At 64.8% G+C, this 15394-nt stretch carries 13 protein-coding genes and 1 pseudogene; 3 read left to right on the top strand and 11 right to left on the bottom strand.

Annotated features, from left to right (window positions below; translation table 11 throughout):
• Positions 1–45 precede the first annotated feature (45 nt).
• The gene (locus tag ABOC32_RS19475; protein ID WP_426808461.1) at positions 46–2463 is read right to left on the bottom strand and encodes a glucose/quinate/shikimate family membrane-bound PQQ-dependent dehydrogenase; all 2418 of its coding nucleotides are present in this window, start codon (positions 2461–2463) and stop codon (positions 46–48) included.
• 220 nt (positions 2464–2683) lie between these two features.
• Entirely contained in the window at positions 2684–3034 is a 351-nt protein-coding gene (locus ABOC32_RS19470) for a cupin (protein ID WP_043196586.1), read from the bottom strand.
• A 116-nt stretch (positions 3035–3150) separates the two neighbouring features.
• On the opposite strand from ABOC32_RS19470, the gene ABOC32_RS19465 reads away from it, so the two are divergent.
• Together ABOC32_RS19465 and ABOC32_RS19460 are read left to right on the top strand one after the other, a co-directional pair.
• Complete coding sequence (locus ABOC32_RS19465; protein WP_426808460.1) at positions 3151–4056, top strand: LysR family transcriptional regulator; 906 nt, start codon at positions 3151–3153, stop codon at positions 4054–4056.
• Between the two features lie 105 nt (positions 4057–4161).
• The gene (locus ABOC32_RS19460) at positions 4162–5361 is read left to right on the top strand and encodes an MFS transporter (RefSeq protein ID WP_426808459.1); all 1200 of its coding nucleotides are present in this window, start codon (positions 4162–4164) and stop codon (positions 5359–5361) included.
• A 150-nt stretch (positions 5362–5511) separates the two neighbouring features.
• On the opposite strand, the gene ABOC32_RS19455 is transcribed toward ABOC32_RS19460, so the two are convergent.
• A complete protein-coding gene (locus ABOC32_RS19455; RefSeq protein ID WP_426808458.1) occupies positions 5512–6123 on the bottom strand; it encodes a LysE family translocator in 612 nt (203 codons plus the stop codon).
• A 106-nt stretch (positions 6124–6229) separates the two neighbouring features.
• On the opposite strand from ABOC32_RS19455, the gene ABOC32_RS19450 reads away from it, so the two are divergent.
• The gene (locus ABOC32_RS19450; protein ID WP_426808457.1) at positions 6230–7204 is read left to right on the top strand and encodes a GlxA family transcriptional regulator; all 975 of its coding nucleotides are present in this window, start codon (positions 6230–6232) and stop codon (positions 7202–7204) included.
• A gap of 142 nt (positions 7205–7346) precedes the next feature.
• Here ABOC32_RS19450 and ABOC32_RS19445 read toward each other — a convergent pair whose 3' ends face one another.
• The 8 genes and pseudogenes from ABOC32_RS19445 to ABOC32_RS19410 all read right to left on the bottom strand — a co-directional run.
• On the bottom strand, positions 7347–8198 hold the full coding sequence (locus tag ABOC32_RS19445; RefSeq protein WP_426808456.1) for a CAP domain-containing protein: 852 nt from the start codon (positions 8196–8198) through the stop codon (positions 7347–7349).
• A 206-nt stretch (positions 8199–8404) separates the two neighbouring features.
• A complete protein-coding gene (locus ABOC32_RS19440; RefSeq protein WP_426808455.1) occupies positions 8405–9016 on the bottom strand; it encodes a cell wall hydrolase in 612 nt (203 codons plus the stop codon).
• Between the two features lie 33 nt (positions 9017–9049).
• A complete protein-coding gene (locus tag ABOC32_RS19435; protein ID WP_426808454.1) occupies positions 9050–9967 on the bottom strand; it encodes an AEC family transporter in 918 nt (305 codons plus the stop codon).
• A gap of 218 nt (positions 9968–10185) precedes the next feature.
• Positions 10186–11049 (bottom strand): LysR family transcriptional regulator, encoded by an 864-nt coding sequence (locus ABOC32_RS19430; protein WP_234227908.1) that lies wholly within the window; start codon positions 11047–11049, stop codon positions 10186–10188.
• 140 nt (positions 11050–11189) lie between these two features.
• The gene (locus ABOC32_RS19425; protein WP_426808453.1) at positions 11190–12038 is read right to left on the bottom strand and encodes an ABC transporter permease; all 849 of its coding nucleotides are present in this window, start codon (positions 12036–12038) and stop codon (positions 11190–11192) included.
• Positions 12035–13051 (bottom strand): ABC transporter substrate-binding protein, encoded by a 1017-nt coding sequence (locus ABOC32_RS19420; protein ID WP_426808452.1) that lies wholly within the window; start codon positions 13049–13051, stop codon positions 12035–12037. The genes ABOC32_RS19425 and ABOC32_RS19420 overlap by 4 nt, the downstream gene beginning before the upstream one ends.
• 97 nt (positions 13052–13148) lie before the next feature.
• Positions 13149–13904 (bottom strand): methyl-accepting chemotaxis protein, encoded by a 756-nt coding sequence (locus ABOC32_RS19415; RefSeq protein WP_370453613.1) that lies wholly within the window; start codon positions 13902–13904, stop codon positions 13149–13151.
• A gap of 102 nt (positions 13905–14006) precedes the next feature.
• A pseudogene (locus ABOC32_RS19410) lies at positions 14007–14972 on the bottom strand (HAMP domain-containing protein); the annotation flags it as partial.
• Between the last annotated feature and the right edge of the window lie 422 nt (positions 14973–15394).

Genomic DNA, 15394 nt, shown 5'->3' with positions numbered 1-15394 from the left:
GGCGGTGCGGCGATCCGATTTACCCGCGAATGGGGCGACGCGGTCTTACGGCAAGGCGTAAGAAATTACATAGTCGCCACGGTCAGTGGACTGGCGCGCGCCGCCAGCAGTGATGACCACGTACTGCTTGCCGGTCTTCGGCGAAACGTAGGTCATCGGGCCGCCCTGGCTGCCCACTGGCAGGCGGGCCTTCCAGATTTCGCTGCCGTTGCTGCTGTCGTAGGCGCGCAGGTAGAAGTCCTGGGTGCCGGCGATGAACACCAGGCCGCCTTGGGTCGACAGGGTGCCGCCCAGGGTTGGCAGGCCGATCTTGATCGGCAGGTGCATGCGGATACCGAGCGGGCCGGTGTCTTCAACGGTGCCCACCGGTACTTGCCAGGCCACCTGGCGGGTCTTCATGTCGATGGCGGTCAGGGTGCCGAACGGCGGTGCCTGGCACGGGATGCCGGCTACCGACAGGAAGCGGTTCTTGTTCACCGCATACGGGGTGCCCTTGAGCGGTACTGCGCCCATGCCGGTGTTCAGCGCTTCGCCACCGGAAGAGGCACCGCCTTTGTTCTGCGACGGGATCATCTGGATCCACAGGCCCAGGCGCATGTCGTTGACGAAGATGAAGCCATGGACCGGGTCGGTGGAAATGCTGCCCCAGTTCATGCCACCCAGCGAACCCGGGAAGCTCAGCGAAAGGTCGGTGCCCGGCGCGGTGTACAGGCCGTCGTAGCGCATTTTCTTGAAGTCGATGCGGCACAGCAGCTGGTCATACGGGGTGGCGCCCCACATGTCCGACTCGGTCAGGGTTTGCGCGCCGATCTGCGGCATGCCCACCGACTTCGGCTGGGTAGGGGAGTACGGCTCGTTCGGGATGTTGCTTGGCTTGACCGGTACTTCGTCGACCTGGGTCAGCGGCTTGCCGGTGGCGCGGTCGAGCACGTAGATCTGCCCGGCCTTGGTGCCGATCACCACCGCAGGCACCGACTGGCCGTCGTCCTTGGTGAAGTCGATCAGGCTCGGCTGCATCGGCAGGTCGAAGTCCCACAGGTCGTTGTGCACGGTCTGGAAGACCCACTTCTGGTTGCCGGTGGTGGCGTCCAGGGCAAGCACCGAAGCGCCGTAGGTGTGGTCCAGCTTGTTGCGTTCTACGCCGTAGATATCGGTGGACGACGAACCCATCGGCAGGAACACGGTGTTCATCGCCGGGTCGTAGGACATCGGTGCCCAGCTGTTCGGGGTGCTGCGCACGTAGGTGCTGTCGCCCTGTGGTGCCTGGCGGTCTTCCGGGTTGCCCGGGTCGAATGCCCAGCGCATTTCACCGGTGATCACGTCGAAACCACGGATCACGCCGCCTGGCATGTCGGTCTGGACGTTGTCGGCCACACGGCCGCCGACCACCACGGTGGTACCGGCCATCAGTGGCGCGGAAGACAGCTGGTAGTAGGAGTCCGGCACGTTGCCCAGGCCGGCCATCAGGTTGACCTGGCCGTTGTTGCCGAAGCCCTGGCAGAACTCGCCGTTGTCGGCGTCGACGGCAATCAGGCGGCCATCGATGGTGTTGGTCAGCAGGCGACGCTGGCAGTTGGCACCGGCCGGCACGCTACCGCCGGCGACCGGCGAGCTGTTCGGCTGGGTGGGCTGGGCGATGGCGGCAGTGGCGTCAAAGTAGGCCATGCCACGGCAACGCTGCCAGACCTTGGACTGGGCGTTGATTGCGTTTTTCCACAGCTCTTTGCCGGTGTCGGCATCGAGGGCGATCAGGTTGTTGTGCGGGGTGCAAATGAACACCTTGTTGCCGATCTGCAACGGGGTCAGCTGGTCCTCGGCACCGTTGCCGTCGCTGATGGCCACGTCACCGGTGTGGTAGGTCCAGGCCACTTTCAGCTTGTTCACGTTGTCGCGGTTGATCTGGTCCAGCGCGGCGAAGCGGCTGCCACCTTCGGTGTTGCCGTAGTGGGCCCAGTCCTTCTGCTCTTTGCCAGCCTCGACCGGGGTCATGCCCGGGCCTTTGCCGGTAGGGGCGACGCTTGGGTGGGCAACGAACATGTTGCCGGCGGCGATCACCAGTGCCACGGCCATCACCCCGGCAACGCCGTAGGCACCACGGCCGGCACTGGCGCCGTTGGCACGGGCCAGCAGCGGGTAAACCAGCGCCACCACCATGCCGATCGCAGCAAACATGAACAGGCGCGAGAACAGCGGCCAGAACACCAGGCCAGTGTCGATCAGCGCCCAGATCGCGGTACCGACCAGGAACGCTGCGTACAGCCAGGCACCGGCCTTCTTGCGGCGGGCAATGAGGACACCGGCGATGGCCATGGCCAGGCCGCCGATCAGGAAGTACAAGGAACCGCCCAGGCCGGCCAGCTTGATGCCGCCAGCAGCCAGGAGGAGGCCGAGCAGGGCGATGATCACGCCCAGGCCGATCAGGATGATGTTTGTGGCGCCAGAAGCGCGCGGTGTTTCGTTCATGCCAGGGATCTCAGCAGGTGGAATGCGCGCAGTCTAAGCCCTTAGCTTGCTAATTAACAAGTTGGTACATAATTTTATGAGGCTGATTGTCGCAGGGCTGATCGTGCGATGGTGTGGCTAAAAGTCTAGATCAGGTGCTGAAAAATGCATTAAACGGGGTGTTTGTGCGGGTTATGTAATATGCATTCATACTTTGGTCGAGTACAAAAGTGGACAGGTATCACGCTGGCCACGGCGTGGAGCTGGTGTAGAACACCGCCAGCCAGATGGTGGCTGTGCCAGGGGCGGTCCATTCCACGCGGTGGCGGTAGTGGGGCGGGATGTCCAGGCAATCGCCCGGCGCCAGCAAGCGGGTGTGGTGCTCGTGCTCGAAACGCAGGCCGGCGGCGCCGCTGAGCAGCACGATCCACTCGCCTTCGGCCTGGTCGTACCAGAAGCCGGGCGGGCTGGCCTGGCCGCTGGAGACAATACGCTCCACACGCACGCCAGGGCGGCTGAGCAGTTCGTCGACACGTTCGGCACTGGTAGGGTCGCAGGGTGGCAGGGCAGTCAGCAGGTTGTTCGGTGTCATGGAAAGCCTCGCTTTGAAGGTGTGTTGCCACTATGGACGCAAATGCCGTGCAGCGCGCTTCTTGACCCGCCCGGCTGTTTGTAAGACCTTTCCGAGATTTGGAAGACGGGCAGCAAATGGACAAACTCCTGGCGATGAAGATGTTCGTGGCCACTGTCGATGCCCAGGGCTTCTCTGCCGCTGCGCGCAGGCTGGGGCTGGCGACTTCGTCGGTAACGCGCCTGGTCGATGCCCTGGAAACGGCGCTGGGCGCCACATTGCTCAACCGCTCGACTCGCCAGGTCAGCCTGACCGAAGCCGGCGCCCGTTACTATGAGCGTGCGCGGGGCATTTTCGAGGCGCTGGACGAGGCCGATGCCAGTGTTGCCGACCGTGGCGAGGAGCCTGTCGGCGTGTTGCGTCTGTGCCTGCCGGTGGAGTTCGGCAGGCGGGTCATCGCCCCGCACCTGGGGCCGTTTTTGGCGCGGCACCCGGCGCTGGAGCTGGACATCGACCTCAGCGATCGCCTGGATGACCTGCTGGACGGGCGCTATGACCTGTCGATTCGCCTCGGCGACCCGTCGCCCAATGACGAACTGGTGTGTCGCCAGCTCGGCCGCTTCGAGCGTTGGCTGGTGGCCAGCCCGGCTTACCTGGCCGGGCGTGACACGCTGCAGCACCCCCGACAGTTGCTGGAGCATGCCTGCCTGCGCTTTCGCTACGGGCAGAAAGCGCGGCCCTGGCGCCTGGCGCTTGGCCAGGAAAGCCTGGAGTTGAACGTAGGCGGGCCGCTGCGCAGCGCCAATGCAGACATGTTGCGCGAAGCCGCACTGGCGGGCAGTGGCATCGCGCTGCTGGCCGACTGGCTGGTGCGCGAGGATGTGCTGGCCGGGCGCCTGCTGCGGGTGTTCCCCGACTGGCGGGCCAGCCCTGGCACGGCCAATGACAGCATCAACGCCCTGTACCTGCCCAACCACCGTGGTTCGCGACGGGTGAATGCGTTTATCGATTTTTGCGAAGGTTTGTTAGGTCGGCACAACTAACGTTGCGCTGTGCGCAAAAGCGCGTTGCGCCGGGGCCGGATTCTCGGCATGGACGCGTCTGGTTAAGGTAGCCGGCATATTCCACCCCTTGTCGAGGTACCTCGCATGAATCCCTCCCTTGCCGCCGCACCGCCCGTAGCCACAGGCCTGAGCCGGGCGCTGGTCGTGCTGCTGGCGTTCTGCTGCGGCGCTATTGTCGCCAACATCTACTACGCACAGCCCATCGTCGGTTTGATCGCCCCGGACCTGGGGCTGTCCACCGAGCATGCCAGCCTGATCGTTTCACTCACCCAGCTGGGTTATGCCCTGGGCCTGCTGTTGCTGGTGCCGCTGGCCGACCTGCTGGAAAACCGCCGCTTGATGGTCGCCACCGCAGTGCTGGCCTGTGTCAGCCTGCTTCTGGCAGGGACCAGCAGCAGCGGTCAGGGCCAGTTGTTTCTGGGCTATGCGCTGTTGATCGGGTTCAGTTCGGTGGCGGTGCAGATGCTGATTCCGCTGGCGGCGCACCTGGCGCCGGAGCAGCAGCGTGGCCGGGTGGTCGGCAACATCATGGGCGGGTTGCTGCTGGGGATCCTGCTGGCGCGGCCGTTGTCCAGCCTGGTGGCCGACCACTTCGGCTGGCGCGCGGTGTTCATTGGCGCTGCCGGGGTGATGCTGGCGATCATCCTGCTGCTGGCCCTGACCCTGCCGCAGCGGCGGCCCGAGCACAAGGCCAGCTATGCCGGGTTGATGCTGTCGTTGCTCACCCTGTTCCGCCGCTATCCGTTGCTGCGCCAGCGTTCGTTGTACCAGGCGCTGTTGTTTGCAGCGTTCAGCCTTTACTGGACGGCGGTGCCCATGGCGCTGGCGGGTGAGCATGGCCTGTCGCAAAGCCAGATCGCCGTGTTCGCCCTGGTGGGCGCGGTCGGCGCCGTTGCCGCGCCTTTGGCTGGCCGCCTGGCAGATGCCGGGCATGCGCGGGCCGGCTCGCTGTTGGCACTGCTGCTGGCCCCGGCGGCCTTGTTGCTGGGCTTGACGGCGCCGGGCTACAGCGTGATCGGCCTGGGCCTGACCGGCGTGTTGCTGGACTTTGCGGTGCAGATGAACATGGTCATCGGCCAGCGCGAAGTGTATGCGCTGGACCCGGCCAGCCGCGGGCGGCTGAACGCGGTGTACATGACCAGCATCTTCCTGGGTGGGGCGCTGGGGTCGGCGGTGGCCAGTGCGCTGTTCAGCCAGTTTGGCTGGCAAGGTGTGGCGCTGGTGGGGGCAGGGTTGCCCGGTGTCGCGTTGCTGGTGTTCCTGCTCAAGGCCCGGCGTAGCTGAACAATGGTCTGTGGGAGCGGCCTTGTGTCGCGATAGGTGTGCGAAGCGCCCCCGGAATTTTGGAATCATGCAGAATCGCCGGGGCCGCGTTGCGGCCCTATCGCGACGCAAGGCCGCTCCCACAGGGACAGCGAATGCCTTTACAAAATGCTATCGAGTCAACGGCAGCGCCACGCCAATCAAGGCAAACAGGCTGCCGCAGCAGCGGTTGAAACCTTTTCCCCCCTTGGCCAGCCACGGCCGGACGCGAAACGCCAGGCGGGCCAACAGGTATTCGACCAGAAACTCCACACTGGCAAAGGTCGCCGCCATCACCACGAACTGCAGCATCAGCCCGCGTTGCGGGTCGATGAATTGCGGCAGGAAGGCGCCATAGAACAGCAGCACCTTCGGGTTGGCCATGGCCGACAACAAGCCTTGGCGGAACAAACCCGCATTACCGAGCCGTGCACTGCGCTCGGTCAATTCCAGGTGCAGGCCCGGGCTGCGCCACAGCTGGATACCCAGCCACACCAGATAAGCGCCGCCTACCCACTTGAGCACGCTCAACACCGAAGCCGAGGTTTGCAGTAACGCGCTGAGGCCAAACATGGCCAGGGCGATAAGCGCACTGAAGCCAAACACGCCGCCCACAATGGTGAACAACGTACGGCGGGCGCCATAGAGGGCGCCATGGGTCAGCGCCAATAGGCTGTTGGGGCCTGGTGTCAGCGACAGGCCGATGCTGGCGAGCAGGTAGATGAGCCAGGTGTCGAGAGCCATGGTGGTGCAAAGCCTTGGTGATTTGGAGGGTGCCAGTCTATGGCGCGGCGCCCCGTCAGGAAGGGTATTATCTGGACATCGAATAGTCTTTTCTGGACGCAATGCCATGCTGCCTGATATCCGTCTGCTGATCCTGCCATTACCGGATTTCGCCCTGCTGCCATTCGGCGGCTTTCTCGACAAATTGCGATTCAGCGCCGACGACGAAGACTACAGCCAGCAGCGTTATTGCAGCTGGACTGTGGCAGGGCTCACGCTCGACCCGGTACCGTCGAGCAGCGGTGCGGTGGTACAGGTCGAGGCGGTGGCCGGCCAGCTGGAACTGGCCAGTTTCGACTATCTGGTGGTGTTCGGCGGGCGCAATGCCATGGCTACTGCTGCATTGGCGCCACGCTACCAAACCTTGCTCAGGCAGGCCGGCAAAGCCGGGGTCAAGCTGGTGGGGGTCGACAATGGCGCCTTCCTGTTGGCCGCGTGTGGGTTGTTACGGGGGCACAAGGTGGTCGTGCACTGGCGTCACGAAGCCGAGTTTCGCGCAGCATTTCCACAATTGCAGGTGCTGCGCGATCAGCTGTATTGCATCGACGCAAACCGTATCACCTGTGCTGGCGGCACGGCGGCCATCGACCTGGCGGTGGCGCTGTTGTCACAGGCCTGCGGGCGAACCCGTGCGCTCAAGGGGCTGGCCGACATGCTGGTGGACGAGACCCGCGACAGCCGCCATGCCTTGCGCTCGCTGGAGTTGGGCGCGGGCCAAGGGCGCCAGGTGCAGCGGGCACAGGCCTTGATGCGTCACCACCTGGGCACCCCGCTGGCGGTGGAGCAACTGGCCGCTGAACTGGGCATCAGCCGGCGCCAGCTGGACCGGCAGTTCCACGCCAGCCACTGCATGAGCGCCAAGGCCTGGTGGCTGGAAATGCGCTTGCAGCAGGCGCGCTGGCGCCTGCTCAACTCCAGCCACAGCCTGGCGCAGATTGCCGACGAGGTGGGCCTGGGCGATGCCAGTTACCTGGGTAAATGTGTGCGCCGGCGGTTTGGTTGTACGGCCCTGGCGCTACGCACTGGCAATAACCCAGCCTAAAGCAATGCCGCCGGGGCCGCTTTGCGGCCCATCGCCGGCAAGCCAGCTCCCACAGGATCGCGCAATGCTCAAGATTTGCGCAGTACTTGTGGGAGCTGGCTTGCCGGCGATGGGGTGCGCAGCAGCCCCAAGTGCTACAGATTTATTGCGGTGTGCCGAACAAGCCGGTCCAGTAGATCCCGGCATCGCTTTTCGGGTCCACGGCATAGGCGGCACCCAGCTCGCGGAAATCCGGGTTCATCAGCGTGGCGCAATGCCCCGGGCTGTCCAGCCAGCCATCAACCACCTTGTGCGCGGTGTCACGCCCGGCGGCGATGTTTTCGCCGACTTGCTGGTACAGGTAGCCGGCCAGTTCCGCCCGGTCACCGGGGGTGCGGCCCTCCTTGTCGATGTGGTCGAAGAAGTTCTGGTTGGCCATGGCCCGCGTGTGGTTGGCGGCGGCCCCGGCCAGTACCGTGCTCCAGCTCAGTGCGGGGGCTGCGGCGTACGGCTGGCCGCCGCATTGGCGCGGCACCTTGCGGGCAGCGTTGATCTCTTGCAATACCTTCTGCCCCTCGGCTTGCCAGTCGCCCAGGCGGCCGCTGAGCAGTGGCCGGGCTAGCACGATGCGCCAGTCGCGGCCCTCCTGGCTGACGCCGATATCGACGAACTGCGGGTCAAGCACCACTTGGCAGAAGCTTTCTTCGATGGCATGCATGGCCGCGCGCGCATCACGTGGCCCCGACAGGCTGATTGCCTGCACGTTGACCATGGGGTAGGCGGCGCGGGTCATGGCCTGCTGCAGGTCACGGGTGCCCTCTGGCGACAGCGCCAGGCGGGTGTCGCTATTAAGCGGCGGCAGCTCCAGTGACGCCTCTCCACCGCAGGGCTGGGCCTTGCTGCGATAGACGTTGATCGAATCGATCAGTTGCGCCTCTTCGCCGGTGACAGCCAGCGCCCCGGTCGAGAAAACCAGGCCCAACGACAAGGCGGCAACGGATGACAGCACGCGCATGTGGATCTCCCTATGACTGGCAGCGTCGTGGTATGCGCTGCTCATCCTACACAAGCCGGGGGCTTTTGGCCCTAGCAGGTGCAAAGCAATGAAAACGCCGGCAATCGTTGCTGGCGGCAAAAGAGGGAGTAGACCACTGGTGGCCGGAAAAGTGCGATGAGTTGCAAATCATTCGTATCGCGCCAGGGCTTTCAGCCGTTCTGGCATCAACGCGCCAACGCCTGGTTCGGCTTGTAGAACAGAAAATGCGTGGTCTGCGCAGTCTTGCGGTAGGCCTTGGCCCAGTCGGGGTGCACCGTGCGGTCGTGGAAGTACAGCGCACCGCCGGTGGGGTCTTTCAATTGCTGGTTGAGCGCCTTGCGTGCGATCTCCTTGGCTACATCATAGCGTTGCGCTTCCTCGACCTGGTCCGGGCGCCCGTCACACCACCAGGAAAACTGGCAGGCCTTGGTCTCGACGCCCTGCTTGACCACACCGCAGATGGTGTCGGGGAAACCATCATGGCCTAGGCGGTTGAGCACCACGCTGGCCACGGCCGACATGTCTGCGGCATCGGCGCCCTTGGCTTCCCAGTAGATGGTGCGGGCCAGGCAGGTGATGCTGTCGTCCAGTGGCGCCCGGCCAGCCGGGTCGACGGCCTGGGCTTCGCTTGAGGTCAGTTTTTCTGTTTTTTTCGGCGGCGGGGCATCGTTGGCCACCTTTTCCTCCAGTACTTCGGCCTTGTCTTCGGCCACTGCGGCCTTGGCCGTGTCGGCTGCGTGCAAGGGGCCTGCGAGCAGGGCCGAGGTCAAGCCGATCACTATCCAGACAAGGCGCATGGCAAGGCTTCCGAGTGGGGGCTGATTCCCAGTCTAGCCAAGCGTAAGCATTAATACCAAAGGCAGGGTGGCAGCAGCGGCCACGGTCTGCAGGGCAATGATGGTGGCCATCAGCGGGGCGTTGCCACCCATTTGCCTGGCCATTACATAGGAGGACGAAGCAGTGGGCAGGGCCTGGAACAGCACCGCCACCACGGCTGCCTGGCCGCTGAGACCAAGCACGCGGCACAGGCCCCAGGTGGTCAAGGGCATGACCAGAAACTTGAACGCCGACGCCGCCATCAGCGGGCGCACCTGCTGGCCCAGGCTGGCCCCACCCAGCGCTGCGCCCACGCACAACAGGCCCAGCGGCAGGGCGGCCTGGCCCAGCGCCTTGACCGTGGGTTCGATGCCCGGTGGCAAACCCAGCCCCGTCACCCGCAACATCAGGCCGCCAGCACAACCGACGATCAACGGGTTGGCGAAGATTGCCCGCAGCACCGTGGCCGGTGAACTGTGGCGGGCGCTGAAACGGGCGAACACCAGCACGCAGAGCAGGTTGACCAAGGGCACGATGGCGGCGTTGGCCACCGCCGCCAGGGCGATGCCGGCGCTGCCGTAGATGCCGGCGGCCAGGGTGGCGCCGATGTAGTTGTTGAAGCGAATGCCGCCTTGGAACACCGAGGTGAAGTCTGCGCCGTCGTGGTTGATCGCGCCTTGATACAGCACCAGCAGCACGGCCCCGGCCAAGGTCGAGAGCATCAGCACACCGACCATGCCCATCACCGGCACGCCATCGAGGTTGGCGGTGGCCAGGCCGTGCAGGAACAGCGACGGCAGCAGTACGTAGTAGCTCAGGCGCTCGGCACCGGGCCAGAAACTTTCGGCCAGAAAGCCGCGCAGGCGCAGGAAAGTGCCCAAGGTAATCAGCAGGATGATCGGGAGCAGGGTGGTCAGCAGCAAGTGGAGCATGGTCGACGTTCCGTGGTCGGGTACGGGCCCAGACTACTGCTGCGGACTGATCTGTAAAAACGTTGTTTTCTGCACTGACTGTTGAGAAAAAATGCATGGTTTAGGCGTTAGGCGGTAACTGTGGGGGCGGGCGTGCCCGCGAAGAATCCAACGCGATGGATGGCACCGGCTGCGCCGGTGTTCGCGGGCGCGCCCGCTCCCACAGAGATCCCGCGCAACTACGCCTCAAGCGCAGTCTTCAGCACCGCACTCAAATGCCGCCGCTGGCTTTTCTCATGCTCAAGCAACACCACCCGCCGGGTCAGTTGTGGTTCGCCAAACGGCAGGCAGGTGGCTGGTGGCAGGCGTTTCAGGTCGTCGTCTGCCATCGGGATGATCGCCACACCCAGGCCCATGACGGCCATGCTTGCCAATGCTTCCTGGCTGTCCAGTTCCATCTGCTCGCTCACTTGCAAATGCTGGCGGCGCAGTTCCTGCTCGATCTGCCGCCCGGCCCAGGCACGCTTGTCGAAGCGCAGGAACGGTTGACTGGCGAGCAGCTCCGGTACGCTGTGCCCGGCCAGTTCGGGGCTGGCGATGGCCCAGAAGCGGTCCTCGAACAGCGGCGTGAAATCCAGGCTTTGTGGGTACGGGCTGACCGGCTCAGTGGTGATTGCCGCGTCCAGCTCACCGTCCTCCACGCGGCGTGCCAGCTCCGCCGACATGCCCGAGGCCACGCTGATGTGCAACTGTGGGTGGTTGGCCTTGATCCACACCAGCGCCTTGGGCAAACGCCGCGCCAGTACGGTATGGATCGCCCCCAGGCGCAGGCGGCCGCGCAGGCTCGGGCCGCTGGCCACTGCGTCGGCCAGTTCGTCGTAGGCAGCCAGAATGCTCTCGGCGCGGGCCACCGCCAACTGGCCTGCTTCGGTCAGCACCACCTGCCTGCGGCTGCGGTCGAACAGGGGTGCCTGCAGCTCGTCCTCAAGGGTCTTGATGTGCAGGCTTACCGCCGAAGGGGTGAGGCTGAGCAAGTCGGCGGCGCGGGCGAAGGTGCCGTGGCGGGCGATGGTTACCAGGGTGCGCAAGGCTTTGAGAGACATGCGGATCAGATCCGGTGGCAGGCTGACAGAGCAGTATTTTCAGGCCAGGCCCTTTCGCAGCACAAGGCTGCTCCTACAGGTATTGTGCATGCTGTAGGAGCAGCCTTGTGCTGCGAAAGGGCCGGTTCAGGCAACACTGTTCAACGCTCAACACGCCCATACGCCTGGCTGATCCGGTCGATCACCATGGCCAGGGCGACGATCGCCAGGCCGGCTTCCACACCTTGGCCGACGTTCAAGGTCTGGATGCCTGCCAGCACATCCTCACCCAGCCCGCGGGCACCGATCATCGATGCTACTACCACCATCGACAAGGCCATCATCACCGACTGGTTGAGCCCGGCCATGATGCTTGGCAGCGCCAGCGGCAAGGCAATGCGCCGCAGCCGCTGCCAGCGGGTTGCCCCCAGGCCGTGTGCGGCCTGCAGCAGCGAAGGGTCGATCTGGCTCAGGCCCAGTTCGGTCAACCGCACCAGCGGCGGCAGAGCATAGATCAGCGTGGCGAACACGGCGGGTACCTTGCCCAGGCCAAACAGCATCAGCACCGGGATCAGGTAAACGAAGGCGGGCAGCGTCTGCATCACATCCAGTACCGGTAACAGCAGCCGTCTTGCCAGTGGCCGGGATGCGAGCAGTATGCCCAGCGGCACGCCCACTACCACGCACAGGCCGGTACTGACCAGCACCAGGGCCAAGGTTTGCAGCAGCTTGTCCCACAACCCGAGCATGCCGATCAGGGCCAGCAGCGCCACCAGCACTGCGCTGCGAAGCAGGCTGCGGCTGGCGTGCCAGGCAAGCAGGCCAACCAGCAGCAACAGCAGCCACCAGGGCAGCAGACGCAGCAGGTTCTCCAGGCCGACCAGCAGTTGCAGCAACTGGTCAGAGACGGTGCGCAGATGGTCGCCGTAGTTCAGTACCAGCCAGTCGACCAGCCTGTTTACGCTGTCGGCGAAAGAAAATTGCAGGGCTTGGGGAAAGCCATTGCTCACAGGCTACCCTCGACTTTGCCGGCAACGTCCGCAGGCAGCCAGGCTTTCCACACCTCGCGGTTTTCACGCAGGAAGGAGAGGGCGGCTTCACGCGGCGGCGTGCGTTTTTCGCTCATGTTGGCCAGTGCCTTGTTGAGCCGATCGATCGGCAGGTCAACCCGCTCGAACACCGCCACCAGGTCCGGGTAGCCTTCACGGAAGGCCTTGGATACACCGATCGACAGCTTGGCCGGTAGTGAGCGGCTGCCCTTGGGGTTGGGGTTGCTGGCATCCGTCAGGGTGGCCCAGGCCTGTGCATCGAACGGTGGCTCTTCCAGGCGGATGAGCTTGTACCGCCCCATCAACGGGGTCGGGTTCCAGTAGTAGAACAGCACCGGCTGGCCACGGCGGATGGCCGAGCCGATTTCGGCATCCATCGCCGCACCGGAGCCGCTGCGAAAGTTGGTGTACAGGTCATTCAGGCCATACGCCTTGAGTTTCTGGCTGTTGACCGTCTCCGATGTCCAGCCGCTGGGGCTGTTCAGAAAACGGCCCTTGTCGGGTGACTCGGGGTCACGAAACACCTGCGGGTAGCGCTTCAGGTCGTCGACGCTGCGCAGCTCGGGCGCCAGCGGCTTCAGCTTGCGAGCTGCGTCGCCTTCGATCACGTACGCAGGTACCCACCAGCCTTCTTCGGCATGCTTGACCGTGTCGCCCAGTGCAAATACCTGGCCGGCCTGCTCGGCCTTGACCCACGCAGGGCTGCGCCCGGCCCACTCTTCGGCGATCACCTGGAGGTCGTTGCGGGCCAGGGCCACTTCCATGCTGACGGTGCTGCCGGGGAGGGTATCGGTGGTGTAGCCATAGCCGCGCTCCACGATCAGGCGCAGGATTTCGGTGGTGAGGGCACCGCTTTCCCAGCCGATGGCACCGAAATGGATCGGTGGGCGTTGCTCTGCCGATACAGCGTTGTTGGTGTTGGCCAGGCCTACGGCCAGCAGCAGGCCGGTCAGCAGCGTTGCAAATTTGTTCATCCAGACCTCGTCGTTTGCCGCACCTTGGGGGTGGGGGCAAGTGTAGACGACGAGGTATTGGCGGGGGTCAGGGCCGCGCGGGGCGGCCCCGTTTACCTCAGACGCGGAACTGGTCCATCAGCGCCTGCTGCTGGTTGGCCAGGCTGTTCAGGGACTGGCTGACACGCGCCGACTCGTTGGCCTGGCCCGACAGCGATTCGGTGACATCGCGGATGGTTGCCACGTTGCTGTTGATCTCTTCGGCTACAGCGCTTTGCTCTTCGGCGGCCGAGGCAATCTGCAGGTTCATGTCGGTGATCACCGTCACCGCCTGGCCGATACGCTGCAGCGCAGTCACGGCCTGGCCAACCTGTTCGACACCGCCCTGGGCCTGGCGGTGGCTGTTGTCCATGGCGCCGACCACTTCGCGGGTGCCGTCCTGCAGGGCCTCGATCACCTGGCGGGTTTCTTCCACCGACTCCTGGGTGCGTCGGGCCAGGTTGCGCACTTCATCGGCAACCACGGCAAAGCCACGGCCGGCTTCACCCGCACGGGCTGCCTCGATGGCCGCGTTGAGCGCCAGCAGGTTGGTCTGCTCTGCAATCGAGCGGATCACTTCCAGCACCGAACCGATCTTCTCGCTGTTCTGCGCCAGGCCTTCGACTTCGGCCATGGCGTTGCTCATGTCGGCGGCCAGGGCGTCGATGCTTTGGGTGGTACGGTCGATGACTGCCAGGCCTTCGCGGGTGGCCTGGTCGGCATCACGGGCGGCCTGGGCCGCCTGGGAAGCACTGCGCGCCACGTCCTGGGCCGTAGCGCTCATTTCGTGCGAGGCCGTGGCCACCTGGTCGACCTGGCGGTATTGCTGCTCCATGCCGGCGCTGGTTTGCGTAGCGATGGCCGAGGACTGGTCGGCAGTGCCTCGGGCGGCCTGCACCGAGCGTTTGACCTCGGCAATGGTCGGCTGCAACTTGTCGAGGAAGCGGTTGAACCAGCCGGCCAGTTCACCCAGCTCGTCCTGCTTCTGATAGGTCAGGCGGCGGGTCAGGTCGCCTTCGCCGCTGGCAATGTCCTTGAGCATGGCGGCCACGCCGAGGATCGGCCGGGTAACGCCGCGGGCCATCAGCCATACCATCAGCAGGCCGGCAATGGCTGCCGCCAGGCCCAGGCCCAGCTCCAGCAGGGTACCGCTGGTGTTCAGCGCGTCCAGTTCCTGCTTGAGTTTTTCGGCAGGCCCGGTCAGGGCATTTTCCGGCACATCCAGCAGCACGCCCCAGGGTTGCGCGTCGGGGATCGGCCGGAACGCGGCCAGCACCTTCAGGCGCTGCTGGTCGTGCAGGATGGTCATCTTGCCATCGGCCAGCTTGCGTACCAGTTCGGCGCCGTTGGCCGGGTCCACCTGGTCGAAGCGCTGGGCCAGCTTGCTGGCATCGGCACTGTAGCCGGCCAGCAGGCCGACCGGGCTGAGGATACCAACCGTGGTGCGGCCTTCGTACAGGCCGCGGCTGGCCTCTTGGCTCAGGGCTTGCAGGCTGTTGAGGTTGATGTCGATGGACAGGGTGGCAATGATCTTGCCGTTGACTGCCAGCGGGAAGACGATGCTGGTCATCAGCACCTGCTGGCCATCGATGTCATAGAAGTAGGGCTCAACCACGCACACCTTGCCGGTTGTACGCGGGCACACCCACCAGGTGTTGGCCGGCTGGCCGCTGGGGCCGATCTCGGTGTTGGCCATGTCGTGTTCGGGCAGCGCCATGGCGGTCAGCTGGCCGGCGCGCGGCTGCGACCAGTACAGGGCAAAGCGCCCGGTTTCGTTGCTGCCCAGCTCCGCCTTGCCGGCGAACAGGCTGTCCTTGGTGTCCAGCGCGTTGGGCTCGAACACCAGCGACAGGCCGAGCAGGTCGGGGTTGGCCTGCAGGGCGGTGCGCACCTGGCGCGTCATGTCTTCACGCAGGTCAAAGGCGTCGAGGTAGCGCTTTTCTGCCTGTTCGCGCAGGAACAGCACCTGGCGGGCGAAGCCGGCGCCGTACTGGTAGGCGTCCATGAACTGGCGACGGATGTTCAGCGCTTGCACTTCACCCTGTGACTCGATGCGCGATTGCGCCGCCTCGGTCAGCATCTGCATGCTGCTGGCCTTGACCAGGTCCGAGCTGTGGTCCATGCGGTACAACGACAGGCCGACGAGCAAGGTGACGATGCCGGCCAGGCAGAGGCCGGCGAGCAGGGTGATCTTCCACTGGATGGAAAGTTGGCGCAAAGGCATGGGGGCGGATCCCTTTTTTGAACAGTAAGGGTTATGGCTTTGGGGCTGGGTTGGGCTGACAGGTGCATGACTGGAGATTGCTGTCGCCTGTGAAATCGAGC

Source organism: Pseudomonas sp. WOUb67 (genome assembly GCF_050058005.1).
Lineage (GTDB): Bacteria > Pseudomonadota > Gammaproteobacteria > Pseudomonadales > Pseudomonadaceae > Aquipseudomonas > Aquipseudomonas putida_R.
This window is presented reverse-complemented; position numbering and strand designations above follow the sequence as displayed.

Excerpts from the sequence above, each read along its gene's own strand:
- ABOC32_RS19475 (WP_426808461.1), bottom strand. The coding sequence starts at position 2,463 with ATGAACGAAACACCGCGCGCTTCTGGCGCCACAAACATCATCCTGATC.
- ABOC32_RS19470 (WP_043196586.1), bottom strand. The coding sequence starts at position 3,034 with ATGACACCGAACAACCTGCTGACTGCCCTGCCACCCTGCGACCCTACC.
- ABOC32_RS19465 (WP_426808460.1), top strand. The coding sequence starts at position 3,151 with ATGGACAAACTCCTGGCGATGAAGATGTTCGTGGCCACTGTCGATGCC.
- ABOC32_RS19460 (WP_426808459.1), top strand. The coding sequence starts at position 4,162 with ATGAATCCCTCCCTTGCCGCCGCACCGCCCGTAGCCACAGGCCTGAGC.
- ABOC32_RS19455 (WP_426808458.1), bottom strand. The coding sequence starts at position 6,123 with ATGGCTCTCGACACCTGGCTCATCTACCTGCTCGCCAGCATCGGCCTG.
- ABOC32_RS19450 (WP_426808457.1), top strand. The coding sequence starts at position 6,230 with ATGCTGCCTGATATCCGTCTGCTGATCCTGCCATTACCGGATTTCGCC.
- ABOC32_RS19445 (WP_426808456.1), bottom strand. The coding sequence starts at position 8,198 with ATGCGCGTGCTGTCATCCGTTGCCGCCTTGTCGTTGGGCCTGGTTTTC.
- ABOC32_RS19440 (WP_426808455.1), bottom strand. The coding sequence starts at position 9,016 with ATGCGCCTTGTCTGGATAGTGATCGGCTTGACCTCGGCCCTGCTCGCA.
- ABOC32_RS19435 (WP_426808454.1), bottom strand. The coding sequence starts at position 9,967 with ATGCTCCACTTGCTGCTGACCACCCTGCTCCCGATCATCCTGCTGATT.
- ABOC32_RS19430 (WP_234227908.1), bottom strand. The coding sequence starts at position 11,049 with ATGTCTCTCAAAGCCTTGCGCACCCTGGTAACCATCGCCCGCCACGGC.
- ABOC32_RS19420 (WP_426808452.1), bottom strand. The coding sequence starts at position 13,051 with ATGAACAAATTTGCAACGCTGCTGACCGGCCTGCTGCTGGCCGTAGGC.
- ABOC32_RS19415 (WP_370453613.1), bottom strand. The coding sequence starts at position 13,904 with ATGGAGCAGCAATACCGCCAGGTCGACCAGGTGGCCACGGCCTCGCAC.